The organism is Kovacikia sp. CALU 1929 (assembly GCF_056784235.1).
The window spans coordinates 79,406-94,772 of sequence record NZ_JBXBCF010000099.1; the positions used below are offsets into that span (position 1 = coordinate 79,406).

The 15,367-nt window shown below is 49.5% G+C and carries 14 protein-coding genes; 5 read left to right on the plus strand and 9 right to left on the minus strand.

The features are described from left to right. Nucleotides 1-330: 330 nt before the first annotated feature. From AC1S52_RS28060 to AC1S52_RS28070, 3 genes are all read left to right on the plus strand, one after another. Nucleotides 331-1,545, plus strand: coding sequence for an ABC transporter substrate-binding protein (locus AC1S52_RS28060; protein WP_482032346.1), 1,215 nt, complete (start codon nt 331-333; stop codon nt 1,543-1,545). Between the two features lie 172 nt (nt 1,546-1,717). Next, the gene (locus AC1S52_RS28065) at nt 1,718-1,915 is read left to right on the plus strand and encodes a hypothetical protein (protein WP_482032347.1); all 198 of its coding nucleotides are present in this window, start codon (nt 1,718-1,720) and stop codon (nt 1,913-1,915) included. A gap of 356 nt (nt 1,916-2,271) precedes the next feature. After that, entirely contained in the window at nt 2,272-2,712 is a 441-nt protein-coding gene (locus AC1S52_RS28070) for a nuclear transport factor 2 family protein (RefSeq protein ID WP_482032348.1), read from the plus strand. Nucleotides 2,713-2,827: 115 nt separating this feature from the next. Here AC1S52_RS28070 and AC1S52_RS28075 read toward each other — a convergent pair whose 3' ends face one another. After that, nucleotides 2,828-3,205, minus strand: coding sequence for a response regulator (locus AC1S52_RS28075; protein ID WP_482032349.1), 378 nt, complete (start codon nt 3,203-3,205; stop codon nt 2,828-2,830). A gap of 110 nt (nt 3,206-3,315) precedes the next feature. On the opposite strand from AC1S52_RS28075, the gene AC1S52_RS28080 reads away from it, so the two are divergent. Continuing rightward, on the plus strand, nt 3,316-3,714 hold the full coding sequence (locus AC1S52_RS28080) for a Nif11-like leader peptide family natural product precursor (RefSeq protein WP_482032350.1): 399 nt from the start codon (nt 3,316-3,318) through the stop codon (nt 3,712-3,714). A 484-nt stretch (nt 3,715-4,198) separates the two neighbouring features. Here AC1S52_RS28080 and AC1S52_RS28085 read toward each other — a convergent pair whose 3' ends face one another. From AC1S52_RS28085 to AC1S52_RS28105, 5 genes are all read right to left on the minus strand, one after another. After that, nucleotides 4,199-4,756: a pentapeptide repeat-containing protein gene (locus tag AC1S52_RS28085; protein WP_482032351.1), complete on the minus strand. Its 558-nt coding sequence runs from the start codon at nt 4,754-4,756 to the stop codon at nt 4,199-4,201. A 261-nt stretch (nt 4,757-5,017) separates the two neighbouring features. Then, entirely contained in the window at nt 5,018-5,602 is a 585-nt protein-coding gene (locus tag AC1S52_RS28090; RefSeq protein ID WP_482032352.1) for a D-glycero-alpha-D-manno-heptose-1,7-bisphosphate 7-phosphatase, read from the minus strand. Between the two features lie 309 nt (nt 5,603-5,911). After that, complete coding sequence (locus AC1S52_RS28095) at nt 5,912-6,751, minus strand: alpha/beta fold hydrolase (protein ID WP_482032353.1); 840 nt, start codon at nt 6,749-6,751, stop codon at nt 5,912-5,914. A 1-nt stretch (nt 6,752) separates the two neighbouring features. Beyond that, the gene (locus AC1S52_RS28100; protein WP_482032354.1) at nt 6,753-7,475 is read right to left on the minus strand and encodes a lysophospholipid acyltransferase family protein; all 723 of its coding nucleotides are present in this window, start codon (nt 7,473-7,475) and stop codon (nt 6,753-6,755) included. A gap of 106 nt (nt 7,476-7,581) precedes the next feature. After that, nucleotides 7,582-8,457, minus strand: coding sequence for a proteasome-type protease (locus AC1S52_RS28105; RefSeq protein WP_482032355.1), 876 nt, complete (start codon nt 8,455-8,457; stop codon nt 7,582-7,584). A 172-nt stretch (nt 8,458-8,629) separates the two neighbouring features. Between AC1S52_RS28105 and AC1S52_RS28110 the strand changes: the two genes are divergently transcribed. Beyond that, nucleotides 8,630-10,042, plus strand: coding sequence for a sensor histidine kinase (locus tag AC1S52_RS28110; RefSeq protein ID WP_482032356.1), 1,413 nt, complete (start codon nt 8,630-8,632; stop codon nt 10,040-10,042). 147 nt (nt 10,043-10,189) lie between these two features. On the opposite strand, the gene AC1S52_RS28115 is transcribed toward AC1S52_RS28110, so the two are convergent. From AC1S52_RS28115 to AC1S52_RS28125, 3 genes are all read right to left on the minus strand, one after another. Further along, the gene (locus AC1S52_RS28115) at nt 10,190-11,434 is read right to left on the minus strand and encodes an MFS transporter (protein ID WP_482032357.1); all 1,245 of its coding nucleotides are present in this window, start codon (nt 11,432-11,434) and stop codon (nt 10,190-10,192) included. A 418-nt stretch (nt 11,435-11,852) separates the two neighbouring features. Then, nucleotides 11,853-13,454, minus strand: coding sequence for a B12-binding domain-containing radical SAM protein (locus tag AC1S52_RS28120; protein WP_482032358.1), 1,602 nt, complete (start codon nt 13,452-13,454; stop codon nt 11,853-11,855). Between the two features lie 204 nt (nt 13,455-13,658). After that, on the minus strand, nt 13,659-15,281 hold the full coding sequence (locus tag AC1S52_RS28125; protein WP_482032359.1) for a B12-binding domain-containing radical SAM protein: 1,623 nt from the start codon (nt 15,279-15,281) through the stop codon (nt 13,659-13,661). Between the last annotated feature and the right edge of the window lie 86 nt (nt 15,282-15,367).

The following is a 15,367-nucleotide window of genomic DNA, read 5'->3' on the forward strand; positions in this document are numbered from 1 at the left end:
GGTATTAAATGAAGCTTGGAAAACTAAATGAAAGATCAGAAAACCAACTAATCAGCCAGGAAAAATTTAAGCCAAAAAACCCATCAAATGATCGGAATCATCCAATGAGCTTTTTTCATAGTTGAAGCCTAACAAAGAACTTTCTGCTGCAACAGGAGAAGACACTAAAGTTTACGAGTTCAGATATTCCTGAAATGTTCTGTAATATAAGGCGCTTCCAAAAGCGGGTCAAACACTTGCTTCAAATGCAGGCACTCCTTGTGCTGAGCGCCCACAGAATATGATGAAATGAGAACTACTATCCCCCTACCTACAGGCTGAAATTGGGTTATGAATGCTGCTTCTCGTTTATCTGTTTTGCTGACTTCCCTGGCGATCGCCCTGGGTGCCTGTAACTCCAGTAATCCGGGTACCACAACCTCGACGGATTCTTCCCAAACGACTGGGGGGGGAGAGATTGCGATCGGCATTGGGGTTGCCCAGACGAGCAATGTTGCTTTGTTGGGACAGGAAGAAGTGAATGGGGCAAAAATTGCGGAACAGTATTTCAATGAGAAAGGCGGCGTTAATGGAACCCCAATCAAGCTGGTGTTTCAGGACACGGGGGGCGACGAGGCTGGGGCTATTAATGCCTTTCAAACGTTGATTAATCGGGATAAGGTTGTCGGCATTGTCGGCCCCACTTTGTCACAGCAAGCCTTTAGTGCCAGTCCGATTGCCAATAATGCCAAAGTTCCTGTGATTGGTCCATCGAATACGGCTAAGGGCATTCCCCAGATTGGTGAATTTGTCTCTCGCGTTTCTGCTCCCGTTTCGATAGTTGCCCCCAATTCGGTCAAAGCGGCACTCAAAATGAATCCCAATATTAAAAGAGTCGCTGTTTTCTTTGCTCAAAACGATGCCTTCAGCAAATCTGAAACTGATATTTTTCAGCAAACGGTCAAAGAGCAGAAGCTTGAAATTGTAACCGTTCAAAAATTTCAGACCACCGATACTGACTTTCAATCTCAAGCAACGGCTGCCCTCAATGCCAAGCCCGATCTTGTGATTATCTCTGGGTTGTCTGCGGATGGTGGCAATTTGGTACGGCAACTGCGCGAGCTGGGCTACCAGGGATTGATTATCGGCGGCAATGGGCTGAACACCTCTAACATTTTCAAGGTTTGTAAAGCCCTCTGCGATGGAGTACTGATCGCTCAGGCGTATAGTCCCCAGCATCCTGGTGCGGTTAACAAAGCATTTCGGGAAGCATTCATGAAGCAGTACAAGAAAGACCCGCCCCAGTTCAGTGCTCAAACCTTCGCTGGAGTGCAGGTATTTGTAGAGGCATTAAAGGCATTAGACAGCCAACGCAAAGTTACTCAAACGGCGCTACCACAACTGCGGGTTGACCTGAATCGACAACTGTTGACGGGTAAGTATGACACTCCCCTGGGCGAAATTTCTTTCACACCCGAAGGTGAAATTATTCAGAAGGAGTTCTATGTGGCTCAGATCAAGATGGAACCCAATGGTGAAAATGGTCAATTTATATTTTTGAAGTAACGAAAGAGGATAAAAAAATTACAGCGATTTTTTGATGATCAACTACAACAACTGGTGGATGGGTGGATGGGTAGATGGGTGGGGCTGTGCATGGGGCTGACGCAATGGAAACGGCTTCAAACGCTGATTTAGTCACAGCATCCTGATCTCTGCTTTTCTGGTTGGTGCATCTGTGCTGCCAGCCTGCCAGAACCCGACTGAAAACTCACCCCTGACAGCGCCAAACTCGACGGGGAGGGCAATTCCGATTGGCGTTGTGCTGGCAGAAACGAGTAATTTGGCACTGTTGGGGCAGGAGTCGGTGAATAGAGCAATAAAAAACCGACAGCTTCTAAAAGAAACCTGCCGGCAGTCGTGTGTTCCCTGTTGATGACTCGGCTAAAGTTGAGTCTTCTTCAGTATGTTGTTTATCCCATGACTCAGCCAAGATCTAGATCATTCTTGAGTGTGATCTTGGTCAATGTTAGAAGCACCAAAAGATGAAAAGAAGATCTGAGCTATAGCAATTCTCAGCTTTGTGAGGTACGTTTTTGGTCGTTATTGGTCATTGGTCATTAGTCATTGGTCATTGGTCATTGGTCACCCACAAAGGACTCATGACTCATAACAAAGCATCAGCATGAGAACCGCTATATCTCAGGAGAGAGAGCATTCTATCCCAGCAGGGAGAGCATTTTTGGAGTTGAAACCCCGATAATTTGCTTGCTCTTTATCAGGTACTCTCTTATGCAACAAAAGGCTGTATCGGAAAACGCTCACTCTCAAGTGATCGGAACGCTTACCCCTGATGAAATTGATGGAGTTGAAGAACCGATTGTACTGAGGTACTTTGCAACCCTGAATGTGGGCGATTTTGAGGCAACGAGCGCATTGTTTGCCCCTGATGGAGTGCTTCAACCCCCGTTTGAGCCAGAGGTTCGAGGTCCAGTGGCGATCGCTGCCTATCTGCGCAAGGAAGCGGTTGGAGTTATTTTGTATCCTCATCAGGGATTGGCTGAAACCCTGGAAGATGGTTATATAGATTACGCAGTGATGGGGCGGGTACAGACATCCCTGTTCTCGGTCAATGTTGCCTGGAAGTTTATCCTCAATCCTCAGAAAGAAATTCTGCTGGCAAAGGTTAAATTGTTGGCATCGCTCCAGGAGTTGGCAAAACTACGCCCGTAAGGGCATGGATTGGATGCTTTTACGGCGCTTTTTAGAGAAATAAACCACACCAGTGGATGGATGGGTGTGCGTCTGGCTGATGCCAGGGGAAACGGCTATCAGTCGGTGAGTCGAATCAAATAGCTAACTGTTTGATTGATGCCAGAATGGCATCTAGCCCCATGTCTTTAGGCAAAATGGCATCTGCCAGTGATGCAGGGTTTAGATAAATCCCCAAATCGTTTTTACTGATATAGGCTGAAGTCAAAACAAATTTTGGAGGGGTTTTCAGCTCTGACCTTAATTGATTGATTATTTCGATCCCGTTCTTTTCCTTTTCATACCGATAGGGCGGAATTTCAAAATCAATGATGACAACCGCAAAGGATTCTACAGGAGAGTCCAAAAATGTTTGTGCATCTGAAAAAGTAACCACCTCAAAATCATTTCTTAAAAAACGCTTGATGGTTTGGCACCAGAGTTCATCATCGTCTAGTACAGCAACCTTTTTCATAGGACTCACCCCCAGGGAGAAAAAGTTCTAAGCTTCAGTTTTTATTAATTCAATTATTCCATTCTGTCCTGCTATGATTTTGGCGAAACTACTACACCGGGCTTTTCACCATGTCAACTGCAACAGTTTTGCAATTTATGCAAAAAACGGCTGAAGATGAGGGTCTACGCCAGCAGCTAGAGTCACTACTTGGCGTCGGTGACGGCAATATCAGTAGTGAATCGGAATTGGATACGGAAGAATCGGAGGCTCTTAAAGGAGAGCGTGCTCCGGTTGTGGCTGAGTTTGCAAACAATCATGGGTTTGATTTTTCTGTAGATGAACTCATTGCAGTCGTCGATGCTTTTCAAAAGCACCAGGCGGGAAAATTATCTGATCAAGAGTTTGTAACATTACTAGGGGTAGCGACGGCGGTTCAAAGTTCTGGGATCGGCAGCCCCCTCAGTCGATTTGCTAATTATATGAGCAGGACCTATTTGGGAATTGACCTCATTGCCCAGCAGAAATAGCAGGCGATCGCAATGACTGCGATCTGAGCGGTCTTTTCTTGGTCAGAAGCTACCTGAGACCCATCAAAGCCCCCCACGTATCTACTACGTTTGGGGGGTTATGCGTTTGGTGCATTCATCTCATGCTCTAGTCTCATCTTGCCCAAGCATTGATAGGGCTAGTTAATTAAGATGATGAGTAATAGCGATCGCTTCTCCTCCGGTTTCTCTTTAAAGGCACTTATAGTCCTCACCTTTTCCTACTTAATATGAAAACCCAAACTCATACCCAATCTAAACCTCAGGCTGACAAGGTATCGGCAGACACTAAAAACGATAGTTTTGATTTTGATTTGTGGGCTATCCACGTCAGGCAGCAAATGCTCGATTCTCTCAATCGTAGAGGAGTCAGGTAATTAAGGGGTGCAAATCAGTGGTTTGAGACTGGGTTTCGCCCGAACCGGCGGGATAGACGGTTTCATCGTCTATCGGTTGGGGTGGGATTTTAACGTCTTTCAACCCAAGATCCCATCCCATCCCTTAGTTTGGGAATGTCTGTCCCAGTGAGGATAGCTTCAGAAAGGTCAGTATGGCTCAAGTCCGCATCGGTGAGATCGGCATTGGTCAGGTTCGCGCCTGATAATTTGGCATAGCTCAGGTTTGCACTGCGAAGATTGGCATTGGTGAGATTGGCGTTTCTAAAGTCAACCCCAATCAGGTTTGCTCCCTGTAAATCAGCGTCGGTCAGATTGGCATGACTGAGGTTTGCGCCGATCAGGGTAGCTCCTCGTAGTTCAGCATCTATCAAGTTATCGCCTGCTAACTGCGCGCCAGTTAAATTGGCACCACTGAGATGTGCCTGGTAAAGATTGGCTCCAGTAAAGTCGTCTCCACTGAGGTCTGTTCCATCCATTTCGGCATTATGGAGGTCAGCGCAGCCAAGATTGAACCCTCTTAAATCTGCTCCTGTGAAGTCGGGGACGATACTGGCATTTTGCTGTCTCCACTGATTCCAGTTGTCAATTCCTTGCTCCAGTAAGGTCAGGTGATTGGGAGTTGCCACAAAGGTTTCCTCTTTGTTGAATGACTTTATGCAATATAGCGGTTTGCAGTGCAATGGAGTACATGGGGTGCAGGGGCACCTGCGTGGGGATTCCATCCCCACGCAGGTGCCCCAAAATAAAGTACCCGCTAGACAATCTGCTCCACGATGGATTCCCGCCTGCGCGGGAATGACGTTGGGACTTTATTAATTTGCGAGTCCCTTAGCTCACTCAAGTGAGAACCGCCATATCACTATAGTGTTCGTCCGATGAGATACCTGTCAGTTGGGATACTGCACGATCCAGTTGACCGCAGCCGCAAGATTGGGAGCGATGTGGTCGGGTATAGTTTGATGCTGATAGTTGCCTTGAAGAACGCGATCGCCAAACCCAGTTTGTACCAGGATGCCAATACAGCCTGCATTATGGGCAATATCCACATCCGTTGCCTTATCGCCCACCATAAAGCTACGGCTTAAATCCAGGTTATGTTCCCAGGCGGCGGCAACTAGCATTCCGGTGTTCGGTTTGCGCCAGGTACTCCAGAGAGTATATTCCGGGTCGGTTCCCCCCTCAGGGGCGCTTAAGTAAGGGCAGTAGTAGAGGGCATCCAACGTTGCTCCGGCTTCCTCTGCCAGAAGGTGACAAAGCCGCTCATGGAGAGCATCCACATGGCTGGTCGGATAGTAGCCCCTGGCAGGACCGGACTGATTAGAAACCAGGCAACAAAATAGCCCGTACTCGTTGAGTTGTCGGACTGCCTGGGCAACCCCTGGGATCAAATTTAAGTCTGCAACAGTATGGATGTAGCCTACTTCCTGGTTCAAGACACCGTCGCGATCGAGGAATACAGCCGGTCTGGACATTGAGGGGAGGAGGGAGGGATGAGGGGGAAGAAGTTGAGAGTTTTGAGTTGAAAGTTTTGAGTTGAAAGGCTTAGGAATGAGAATTTAATAAGATGCAATTTTTCGCGGAGGGGCTTAGCACTGCCAAGCCCGTACCACCAAGAAATAGTTCAGGTTATTTAATCCATCTTCCTTAGGCTGTTGACGACTGACGACTCACGGTTACTACTGACCACTGAAGTTACAGCGATTTTTAGAGGAGTAAACTACAACTGCGGGTGGATAAGTGATGGGTAGATGGGTGTGCATGCGTTCCCCTCTAACCCTCGATTACCAGTCTTTTGGCAAAGAGGCGGCAGGACTTGCTGACTGACGAGTTGCCTTAGGGTTAAGGAGGTAATCATGATTGACCATGATTTCGTAGAGGTTGATGTCAGCTTCTAACAGGCAGGCATGGCCACTACCGGGCAAAATGGCGACCCGGCTATTGGGAAAGATGCTTGCCAGACGATGTACTTCATCAACGGAGGGTAATAGGCGATCGCTGGTACTGCCGAGGAGCAGGATGGGTAAAGCTAACTGACGCAGTTCTGCTTCTGAAACTTCAAATTGGGTCAACAGAAGCATTCGCCAGATGGTGGTTTCCTGGGGAACCGACTGAACCGCCTCGTAAAAGGCTTTGCGATCGCTCGCTGGAATGCGTTCCATGTTTCCTAAGAGGTGCATCAATGAGACGGATGAAAGGTGAAACAAGGGAGCGGGGAGCCAGCGACCAATCTGCGCTCCCAAAGCCAACCAGGGTCTAGCCGCGAAGGATGAGGCGGGGTTTACCAGAATCAGGCGGTCAAACAACTGGGGCGAGTGCAACGCAACCTTGATTGCCAGACAGCCCCCAAACGACTCGCCACAGAGATAAACGGGGCGATCGGGTACTTTCTCAATCTCAGACTGGATCAGCGACACCACACTGTTGGTCAAAATGTCCCAACTGGTCAAATCATCCAGTGGAATGGCCAAACTACGGATATCAAATGCTTTTTCCAAGCCAGCGGTCTGGTTTCGTAGCAGTTGACCGGTGCCATCCATCCCTGGCAAAAAGATAAATAGAGGATAGTCTGGCTGTAGTCGCTGAGGGGTCAAAAAGACCGGGCGACTTTGAATATGAGGCATGTTACTCGCATCCCATACGCAACAAATCATCAATCTCGGTGCAGCACTGGTGGGTCAGCTCGGCAACCAGAGATCTGGCTTGCTTCCCCTGATACTGCTCTCGCTGAGATTGGGAAATCCATAAAGGACGACCAATCAGAACATTTACCCTTTTGTAGATTACCAGTGGATGCCAGTCATCACGAGCAAACAGCGGCTCTGAAGGGTCAAACAGGCTGAGTAGACGTAACGGAATGCCTGAACTAGAAACTTCTTCAGTTGGGGCGATCGCAACGGGAAGCACCACCAGGTCATTGACGGGAGCACGCAACGCCAGGTGAGCAAATCCCCGGTGAAAGGAATTAAGCTGGCAGGGTGAGGTTGACTTTACCATTGGTTCAGCCCCTTCTGGGAAAACACCGACAAACTGTTGGGTTTGCAGTAGTTCCGTTGCCTGCCTGAAGAAGTTGTGCTGGCGCTCATTGGGGCTATCCAGAGGAAAACAACCCATGCGGCTGACAAATTCTCGTAGAACCGGTACCTGCCCCATGTAATGGTGGCAGGCAAAGTGAATCGGATGGTTCAACGCTGCCATTAGCAAAGGTGCATCCATAAAGCTGCGATGGTTGCTGACAAGCAGCACTGCACTATCCTGCGGAATGCGATTCTGGTAATAGGTGAACATGCGTGTTCCCATGGCAGCAAGGAGCAATTGGGAAATCTGAAGGGGACTGTCTGAGAGCATAAACACGCCTTTACGTCGAAACCAGTCTGAAAATCACCTCTTTTGATTGTTACATTACTTCACGTAGTCTGACCTTTATCTTAAGATAGACCGTCTCCTATTCCTCTCAGCACCGCTTGCTGTCGGCATCCTCAGGATTGCTTCTAAACATGAACTCACTGGTACCCAGGCGATCAACCGTATTTTTGCTGCTTTCAAAAATGGGAGAGGCGACTTCCATTGATGCATCCGGGGTTGACAGGTTTGGTTGGCGACTTTGCCAGTTAATTGTAGGGAGCCGCATCGCTGCTTCCCTGACAACCGTTTCCCAGAAGCGATCCATCTGGAGCAGGTAGGGGTCTCCCCGGTCTAGTTGGAGTTGATGATCAATGATGAAGCGATCGCTCTCATACATCACCAAATTGACTGGTGGACCCACCGATAAATTGGAGCGCATGGTCGAGTCAATTGAGATCAGCGCCAGTTTGGCTGCCATTTCCAGAGAAGTACCATAGGTCAGCCCATAGTCCAGAATTGGCTTGCCGTACTTAATTTCGCCAATTTGAAAAAAGGGGGTTTCGGGAGTCGCTTGAATGAAATTGCCCTGGTTGTAAATCATGTATAGCTTGGGGTCATCTCCCCGAATTTGACCACCCAGGAGAAACCGGCAACTGAAATCGATGCCGTCCTTTTTCAACCAGGCTCGATGCTGCTCGTGCAGTTCTCTAATTTTGCTGCCAATGTAACGAGCCATGTCGTACAGCGATTGGCAGGAATGGAGATTGGTGGTGGTTTGACTCTCAATATCTTTTTCCAGGCAGGTCAACACCGCCTGGGTCAGGGAAAGGCTACCGGAGGTACACAAAATAATGACGCGATCGCCCGGTACCACCAGATGAAACAGCTTGCGATAGGTCGAAATGTTGTCAACCCCCGCATGGGTGCGCGAGTCAGCCGCCATCACCAGTCCAGTTTGAGTAATAATGCCCAGGCAATAAGTCATAGTTACAATTTAGCCCTTCGTTGAGGGTAGCATCGATCGCTGACTCCACTGCGGATAAACCTGACTCCCTTATCTTGCTGGCAGCCCCCTCATCGTTAAAAACCCATGAATTTGGGTAGGCTGAATAGAGAAAAGCCTCTCGATCAGGGTTGCTATCTTGTTCGATCATCTTGTGTTAAACGAATCAACGCCACCGTTCACACAGCCCACGCTCTATGAGGGCAGCAACCAGGCGTTGCATCTGGAGTCTACCCTTCAAGATTTGCCGCTTTACCATTTCCAGGTTGATCTGCGGTGTTTGGGTTGGGAACTGGCGCAGGTATTTGAGCAACATCCCCTGTTGCCGGGATCGGTTTTGGTGAATCGGGAAAAGTTTGTTGGCATGGTTTCCCGGAGACGGTTGCTGGAATCGCTAATTCGTCCCCACGGAATTGAGCTGTTCTTAAAAGAACCCTTGCAAGTGCTGTATAGCTACGTTCGCAGTGAGATCTTACAGCTACCGGGAACAACTCCGATTGTGGTTGCGGCTCATCAGGCATTGCGGAGATCGCCCGAACTCCTGAGCGAACCCATTCTGGTGAAACTAAAGCCCCAAGCATATTACCTGCTCGATGTTCATTCCCTCAATATTGCTTACTGGCAAATTCGGGGAATTGAAACCCAGGTCAGGTATGAGCGCACCCAGGCACAGATGATCCAGAGTGACAAAATGGCAAACCTGGGGCGGTTGGTGGATGGCGTGGCGCACGAAATTTTAGACCCGGTGAGTTTCATCTGGGGCAACCTGAGCCATGTGATGGAGTATGGCAAAAGTTTGCTGCAATTACTGGATGCTTACGAAAAACATTTGCCCAATCCCCCGGCTGAAATCCTTGACCTGCGAGAAGCGGAGGAAGTTGACTATCTGCGCCAGGATTTGCCCCGCACGATTGACAGTATTCGCACAGGAGCCGATCGCCTGTCGAAATTAGCCACCAGCCTGCAAAACTTTTGCCACATTGATGAGGTTTATCCTAAACCAGCGGATTTGCATGAACTGATTGAAAGCATTGTGCTACTGCTCAAGAGCCGCCTGACCAGTGAGATTCGGATCATCAGAAACTATGGGAATCTGCCGCCAGTTCTTTGTTATGCCGGACAACTGAACCAGGTATTGATGAATATTTTGAGCCATGCGATCGATGCCCTGCTCAACGAAGCCATCAGCCAGCAGCTTGATCTGGATTTCAAAACCATGCAAATGGGTGGCAGACCTGCGCCCACCTTCAAACCAACGATTGAGATTACGACCCAGGTGCGTTCTCTGCAAGCAGATAATGGAGCCGCCTCTCGCTGGATCTCGATTTGCATTACCGATAACGGTCCAGGTCTATCCCCCGAAGTGCAAAAGCAAATTTTGGATTCTTTCTCAGTCAAGAAACGGGCAGAAAAAGAAACCAGCCTGGCTGTGAGCTATCAAATCATCACCGCGAAGCATGGAGGCAAGCTGGAAGTGCGATCGCCCGTTCAGTTTAAGCAAGAAGACCCTTTGAACAGCCGCGAAGGCACAGGTACAGAATTTGAAATTCTGTTACCACTTCATTAGATAAGGGATGGGGGACGGGGTGAGAGTTGAAAGTTGAAAGTTGTTTATCACTCGTCATTCGTCATTTGTTAGCTGTAAATACCAATGACCAGTGACCAATCACCCCTAACTCCTCTCCCTTGATCCTCTGCCCCCTCTCCCCTGCCTTCATTCATCCTTCATCTTTTCCAAGCGAGAACTCCAGCCATGTCGCAGGGTGCGCAGGTATAGCAGCAGTACGGGAACCAGAATGATCCCAGAGGCTGCGATCGCCGCTCGAATGGACAAATCGTTGCCAATTACACCGATGACTGGCCCGCCTAAAATTTTGCCAATGGCGTTGATCTGGCTACCGATTGAAAGCACCGTTGCCCGCGTGGCTGAATTCAGTTTTTGGTTGATCCAGGCGACATAGACTGGCTCGTTGGCGGCTCTCAGCAGATCGGTTGCCCAGCAAGATGCCAATGCCAGTTCAAAACTACGCGCCATGCTAAAGGTTAACAGGCTGGCAATCAATAAACTATCAATCACTAACAGGGCTTTGGCAGCGTTGACGTATCCCTTCTCTTGCCCCCGTATCCGGATCAGTTCAACCCCCAGGATGCTGAGAATGCTGGCGATCGCGTTGATAATCCCAAACCAAACGATTGGCTCCAGCAGTCCCAGCCCCGGAAAGGAGAAGTTTTGCAGAAAGTGCATTTCCCAGAGGCGATCGAGTCCTTCGCTGGCTAACCCATGCAAAGCTCCAACCCCCAGAAGAATCATCAAAACAGGCTGTCGCCGGACCAGGTAAGCCCCTCCTCGCAGGGTATGGGTCATGCTCCTCCAAACGGTTCGGCGGTTTTGACGCTCTGGCGTAAAGCCTTGTTCGGGCATAAACAGGATCAAAAATAGCCCCAGTCCCAGGTAGAGGACTCCCCCTGCCACAATGGGAAGCCCAATCCGGTAGCTGGCAAGCCCAACGCCCAAAAACGTACCAAATAACCCACCTACCTGGCTTACCTGGGCACCGCGAAGAAACACTTGATGTGCTCCTTCTTCCCCCACTTCATCGGCAATCCAGGCTTGCTGGGCACCACTAATAAAGGTATAGCCAATCCCCCAGAGGATCTGTGCCAACAGAATTGCCAGAAAAGTAGGGTCTGCTCCTTCCAGGATGAAGCCTGCCCCAATCAGAAAAGTACCAATAATGATGGACAGCCGTCGGCTATGGACATCTGCCAGCACCCCCGTAGGAACTTCACACAGAAAAATAGTGGCTTCCAGGGCAGTCCCCACCAGAACCAACTGGAGCGGGTTCAAACCGGCAACCGTTACCCGATACACCGCACTAACGGTAAAAACTGAATAGCTAAACAGCGTTGAAGCGGTGGTTAGAATCAGGTAAACCGTGGTTGCGGACAGCTTGTTCACTGGGCGGAAAGTGGAAAAGATAATCGATTTTTGGGGACGCACTTTAGGCTTCCCAAATTTCCTCTCTTCCACTTCTTTTCTTAAAACTTTGAGATCGCCGTTTCAGCCTTTTTGCTGGTTAAGAAGCTTCTGCCTGGTAAGGAATGAGAATTCAATAAGTTCGGAATTGGGTAGGGGCGGGTTTTGCCGCCCAATCCATCGCATCAGGCAAACTGGACTGCTGAACCCGCCCGTACAGTTTGCGGAGTGCTTAAATCCACAATCCTAATCCTGCCAAAGAATCTCGTGCTTCTCCAAAGCAGCACGGGGAACTCTACTTTCCCATCAACATTGTCAAACAAGAGCTTAGCAACGAGACAAATGCTTATAGCAGAAAGTCGATGACCAATAACCAATGACCAATGACCAATGCCTCTCCTCAGCTTGCGATCGCCTGCTCTACCTTTTCAGTTTCAACCAGTTTTGGTTTCCGAGGCGATGCATTTGCCAGATACTCAGCTAATTGGGCTTCAATCTGGTCCCGTACAATCTGGCGGTATTCCAGGAAATGCTCGTTCAGGGCACAGACATTCAGGTAATGCTCCCAAACGGCAGGATTGTGCCGCAAAATGCCGATAAAGTTCAGCCAGAACTTCAAACGGGTCTTGCGTACCACGCCCTGTCGCCAGAGAACGGTCAGTACAGCGCGAATATTGACCCAGTTCACTTCATGCATTACAGCAGGGCATTTGGGGGCACCCAGTTTCAAGAAGTGGCGGTAGGTGCGCTCCAGATAGCACATGGGGTCATAGAGTTGCCAGAATGCCTCCACGTATTCCCGGGCAATGTCTTCCAGGGGGCGGGTGGGAATGAAATTCATTAAGGTCGTCTGGTTCATGCCAGAGGACTCCACGACATCATCTCGTAGCCGCCCTTCCTTTTTCAGTCGATGCCAGAGAGCAGTGTCCGGTAGGGCTTGTAGCATACTGAACATTGCCATTGGAATGGTGGTTTGCTCCACGAATCGGACAATGCGATCGCCCGCTCCCGTCTTCTCGCCATCAAACCCAATGATGAAGCCTGCCATCACCCGCAAACCCGATCGCACAATCGCATCGACTGAATCTGCTAGAGACTCCCGCGTGTTCTGGTACTTCTGGGTCAGAGTGAGGCTCTCCTCATCGGGAGTTTCAATGCCCAGGAAAACGGCGTTGAAGTTACATTCCACCATCAAGTCCATCAATTCCTGGTCGTTTGCCAGATCGACGGATGCTTCCGTATTAAACCGGAACGGATAGTTATGCGCTGCCATCCAGGGTTTCAGTTCTTTGAGCAGTAGCTTGACATTGCGTTTGTTGCCAATAAAGTTGTCATCTACCATGAAAATGGCGCGCCGCCAGCCCAAGTCATAAAGGGATTGCAATTCGGCTAAAAGCTGCTGTGGTGCTTTGGTGCGTGGCTTGCGCCCATACAGCACAATGATGTCGCAAAACTCGCACTGGAAGGGACATCCCCGTGAGAACTGGACTGACATACTGTCATAGGCATTCAGTTCAAGCAAATCAAACCGGGGGACAGGGGTATTAGTCACGTCCGGTTTCTCGCCATCGGCACGAAACACCCCAGCGGTGTCTCCCCGTTTAACTGCCTCGACAAATAGAGGCAGGGTAATTTCTCCCTCGTCCAAAATTAAGTAATCAACGCCAGAAGCTTCGGCTTCCTGAGGGAGTGCTGTAGCGTAAGGACCGCCAGCGGCTACCCGTTTACCCCGCCGTTTTGCTTCCTGAATCTGGTTTAGGAAATCATCCTTCTGCACAATCATGGCAGACAAAATCACAATGTCTGCCCACTCCCACTCTGCTTCAGTGACTACCCGAATGTTGCGATCGACCAGCTTATACTCCCACTCCTGGGGCAAAATGGCGGCAACAGTCACCAGTCCCAGGGGGGGAAGCATCACCTTCCGGTCTACTAGTTCCAATGCTTTCTCAAATGACCAATAGCTTTTAGGAAACTGGGGATACAAAAGCAAAATGCGCATACAAGACTATCCTCATACCAAAATTGCTGACCTAAACCGCGTCATTTAAGCTTACTCTGTCCACCTCAGGATTTGAGTCAACTTTAGACGCTAATGATTCCATCTGACAAGGTTGGATGGTGTCGTTAATGCAAGGTGGGTTGGAACCAAGTTTTAATTCATTCAACTTTAATTCATGCCTGGAATCAGCCGCGCTGATTGGAGTTAGCTGGCAGTTGTCTTTTGGGAGATAGCAAACTGGACTTCCCTGGCTGACTCGTGTTGAGTGGTATTTTCAGTTTGTCGCCTATCCGCCTGGGTGAGATACTCTGCCAACTGCCTTTCAATTTGATCTTGCACAATTTGCCGATAGTGGAGAAAGTGTTCGTTGTGGGCACATACGGTTAAGTAATCGCTCCAAACATCAGGATTGTGCCGCAGGATATCTAGCAGGTTCAGCCAGAACTTGACGCGAGTCTTGCGTACCACACCCTGCCGCCAGCAAACTTTGAGCAAAGCCCGAATACTCACCCAGTCAATTGGGCTGGCGGTACTGTTGGGGTACTGGACTGGCAGGATTTTGCGGAAATGGCGGTGGGTTCGCTCCAGATACACCAGTGGGTCGTAGAGCGTCCAGAAAGCGTTAATATATTCTCTGCCAATGTCCTCAATTGGGCGGGTGGGAACAAAATTCATCAGAGTTGCCTGGTCAATGGTGCTGTCCTGCTCCAGCAACCGCCCTTCTCGCTTTAACCGATGCCAAAGGGCGGTATCGGGTAGGGCTTGTAAAATCCCAAACATGGCAGCGGGAATACTGGTTTGCTCCACAAACTGGACAATGCGATCGCCCGCCCCTGCTTTTTCACCGTCAAACCCAATAATGAATCCTGCCATCACACGCAGACCAGAGCGGATGATCAGGTCCACCGAATCTGCCAGGGAATCCCGTGTGTTCTGGTACTTCTGGGTCAGAGTGAGGCTGGCTTCGTCGGGAGTCTCAATCCCCAGAAACACCGCATTGAAGGCACATTCCACCATCAAATCCATCAGTTCTTGATCCTGTGCCAGATCCACCGATGCCTCCGTTTGAAACCGGAACGGATAGCCATGAGCTTCCATCCACGGCTTCAACTCTTTGAGGAACAACTTGACATTGCGCTTGTTGCCAATAAAGTTGTCATCGACCATGAAGACCGCTCGCCGCCAACCCAGTTCGTAAAGCCGCTCCAACTCTGCCAGAAGTTGCTGGGGGGTTTTGGTTCGGGGTTTGCGCCCATACAACACAATGATGTCGCAGAATTCGCACTGAAAGGGGCATCCCCGCGAAAACTGAACCGACATGCTGTCGTAAGCCTCGAAATCGAGCAAGTCAAATCGGGCAACCGGGGTATGGGTCACATCTGGCTTTTCACCATTCGAGCGAAAAACTCCATCTGGATCTCCCCGATGGATCGCCTCCACAAACAGGGGCAGGGTAATCTCGCCCTCATCCAGAATCAGGTAATCGGCTCCGGCAGCCAGGGCTTCCTGGGGCAGCGAAGTGGGGTAGGGACCGCCTACAGCAACTTTTTTGCCGCGTTCCTTGGCGACCCGAATTTGATTAAGAAAATCTTCTTTCTGCACAATCATGGCGGAAAGAATTACCACCTCTGCCCAGTCCCATTCGGCTTCGCTGACCGGGCGAATGTTGTGATCAACCAGCTTGAATTCCCATTCCTGTGGCAAAATCGCAGCAACAGTCACCAGTCCTAAAGGGGGCAACAGTGCTTTGCGATCGACCAGTTCCAGAATTTTCTCAAAGGACCAAAAACTTTTGGGGAACAGGGGGTACAGCAGTAAAACGCGCATTCGGGGATAAGCCTCAATAGAGGGACGGCTAACTCAACCGGGGAATTCAGGTAAAGCAATTTAAGCTTATCGCGTTCGCCTCAGTT

What these genes read in the sequence shown, in the direction of transcription:
- AC1S52_RS28060 (WP_482032346.1), top strand. Translation starts at nt 331, where the DNA reads ATGAATGCTGCTTCTCGTTTATCTGTTTTGCTGACTTCCCTGGCGATC.
- AC1S52_RS28070 (WP_482032348.1), top strand. Translation starts at nt 2,272, where the DNA reads ATGCAACAAAAGGCTGTATCGGAAAACGCTCACTCTCAAGTGATCGGA.
- AC1S52_RS28075 (WP_482032349.1), bottom strand. Translation starts at nt 3,205, where the DNA reads ATGAAAAAGGTTGCTGTACTAGACGATGATGAACTCTGGTGCCAAACC.
- AC1S52_RS28080 (WP_482032350.1), top strand. Translation starts at nt 3,316, where the DNA reads ATGTCAACTGCAACAGTTTTGCAATTTATGCAAAAAACGGCTGAAGAT.
- AC1S52_RS28090 (WP_482032352.1), bottom strand. Translation starts at nt 5,602, where the DNA reads ATGTCCAGACCGGCTGTATTCCTCGATCGCGACGGTGTCTTGAACCAG.
- AC1S52_RS28095 (WP_482032353.1), bottom strand. Translation starts at nt 6,751, where the DNA reads ATGCCTCATATTCAAAGTCGCCCGGTCTTTTTGACCCCTCAGCGACTA.
- AC1S52_RS28100 (WP_482032354.1), bottom strand. Translation starts at nt 7,475, where the DNA reads ATGCTCTCAGACAGTCCCCTTCAGATTTCCCAATTGCTCCTTGCTGCC.
- AC1S52_RS28105 (WP_482032355.1), bottom strand. Translation starts at nt 8,457, where the DNA reads ATGACTTATTGCCTGGGCATTATTACTCAAACTGGACTGGTGATGGCG.
- AC1S52_RS28120 (WP_482032358.1), bottom strand. Translation starts at nt 13,454, where the DNA reads ATGCGCATTTTGCTTTTGTATCCCCAGTTTCCTAAAAGCTATTGGTCA.
- AC1S52_RS28125 (WP_482032359.1), bottom strand. Translation starts at nt 15,281, where the DNA reads ATGCGCGTTTTACTGCTGTACCCCCTGTTCCCCAAAAGTTTTTGGTCC.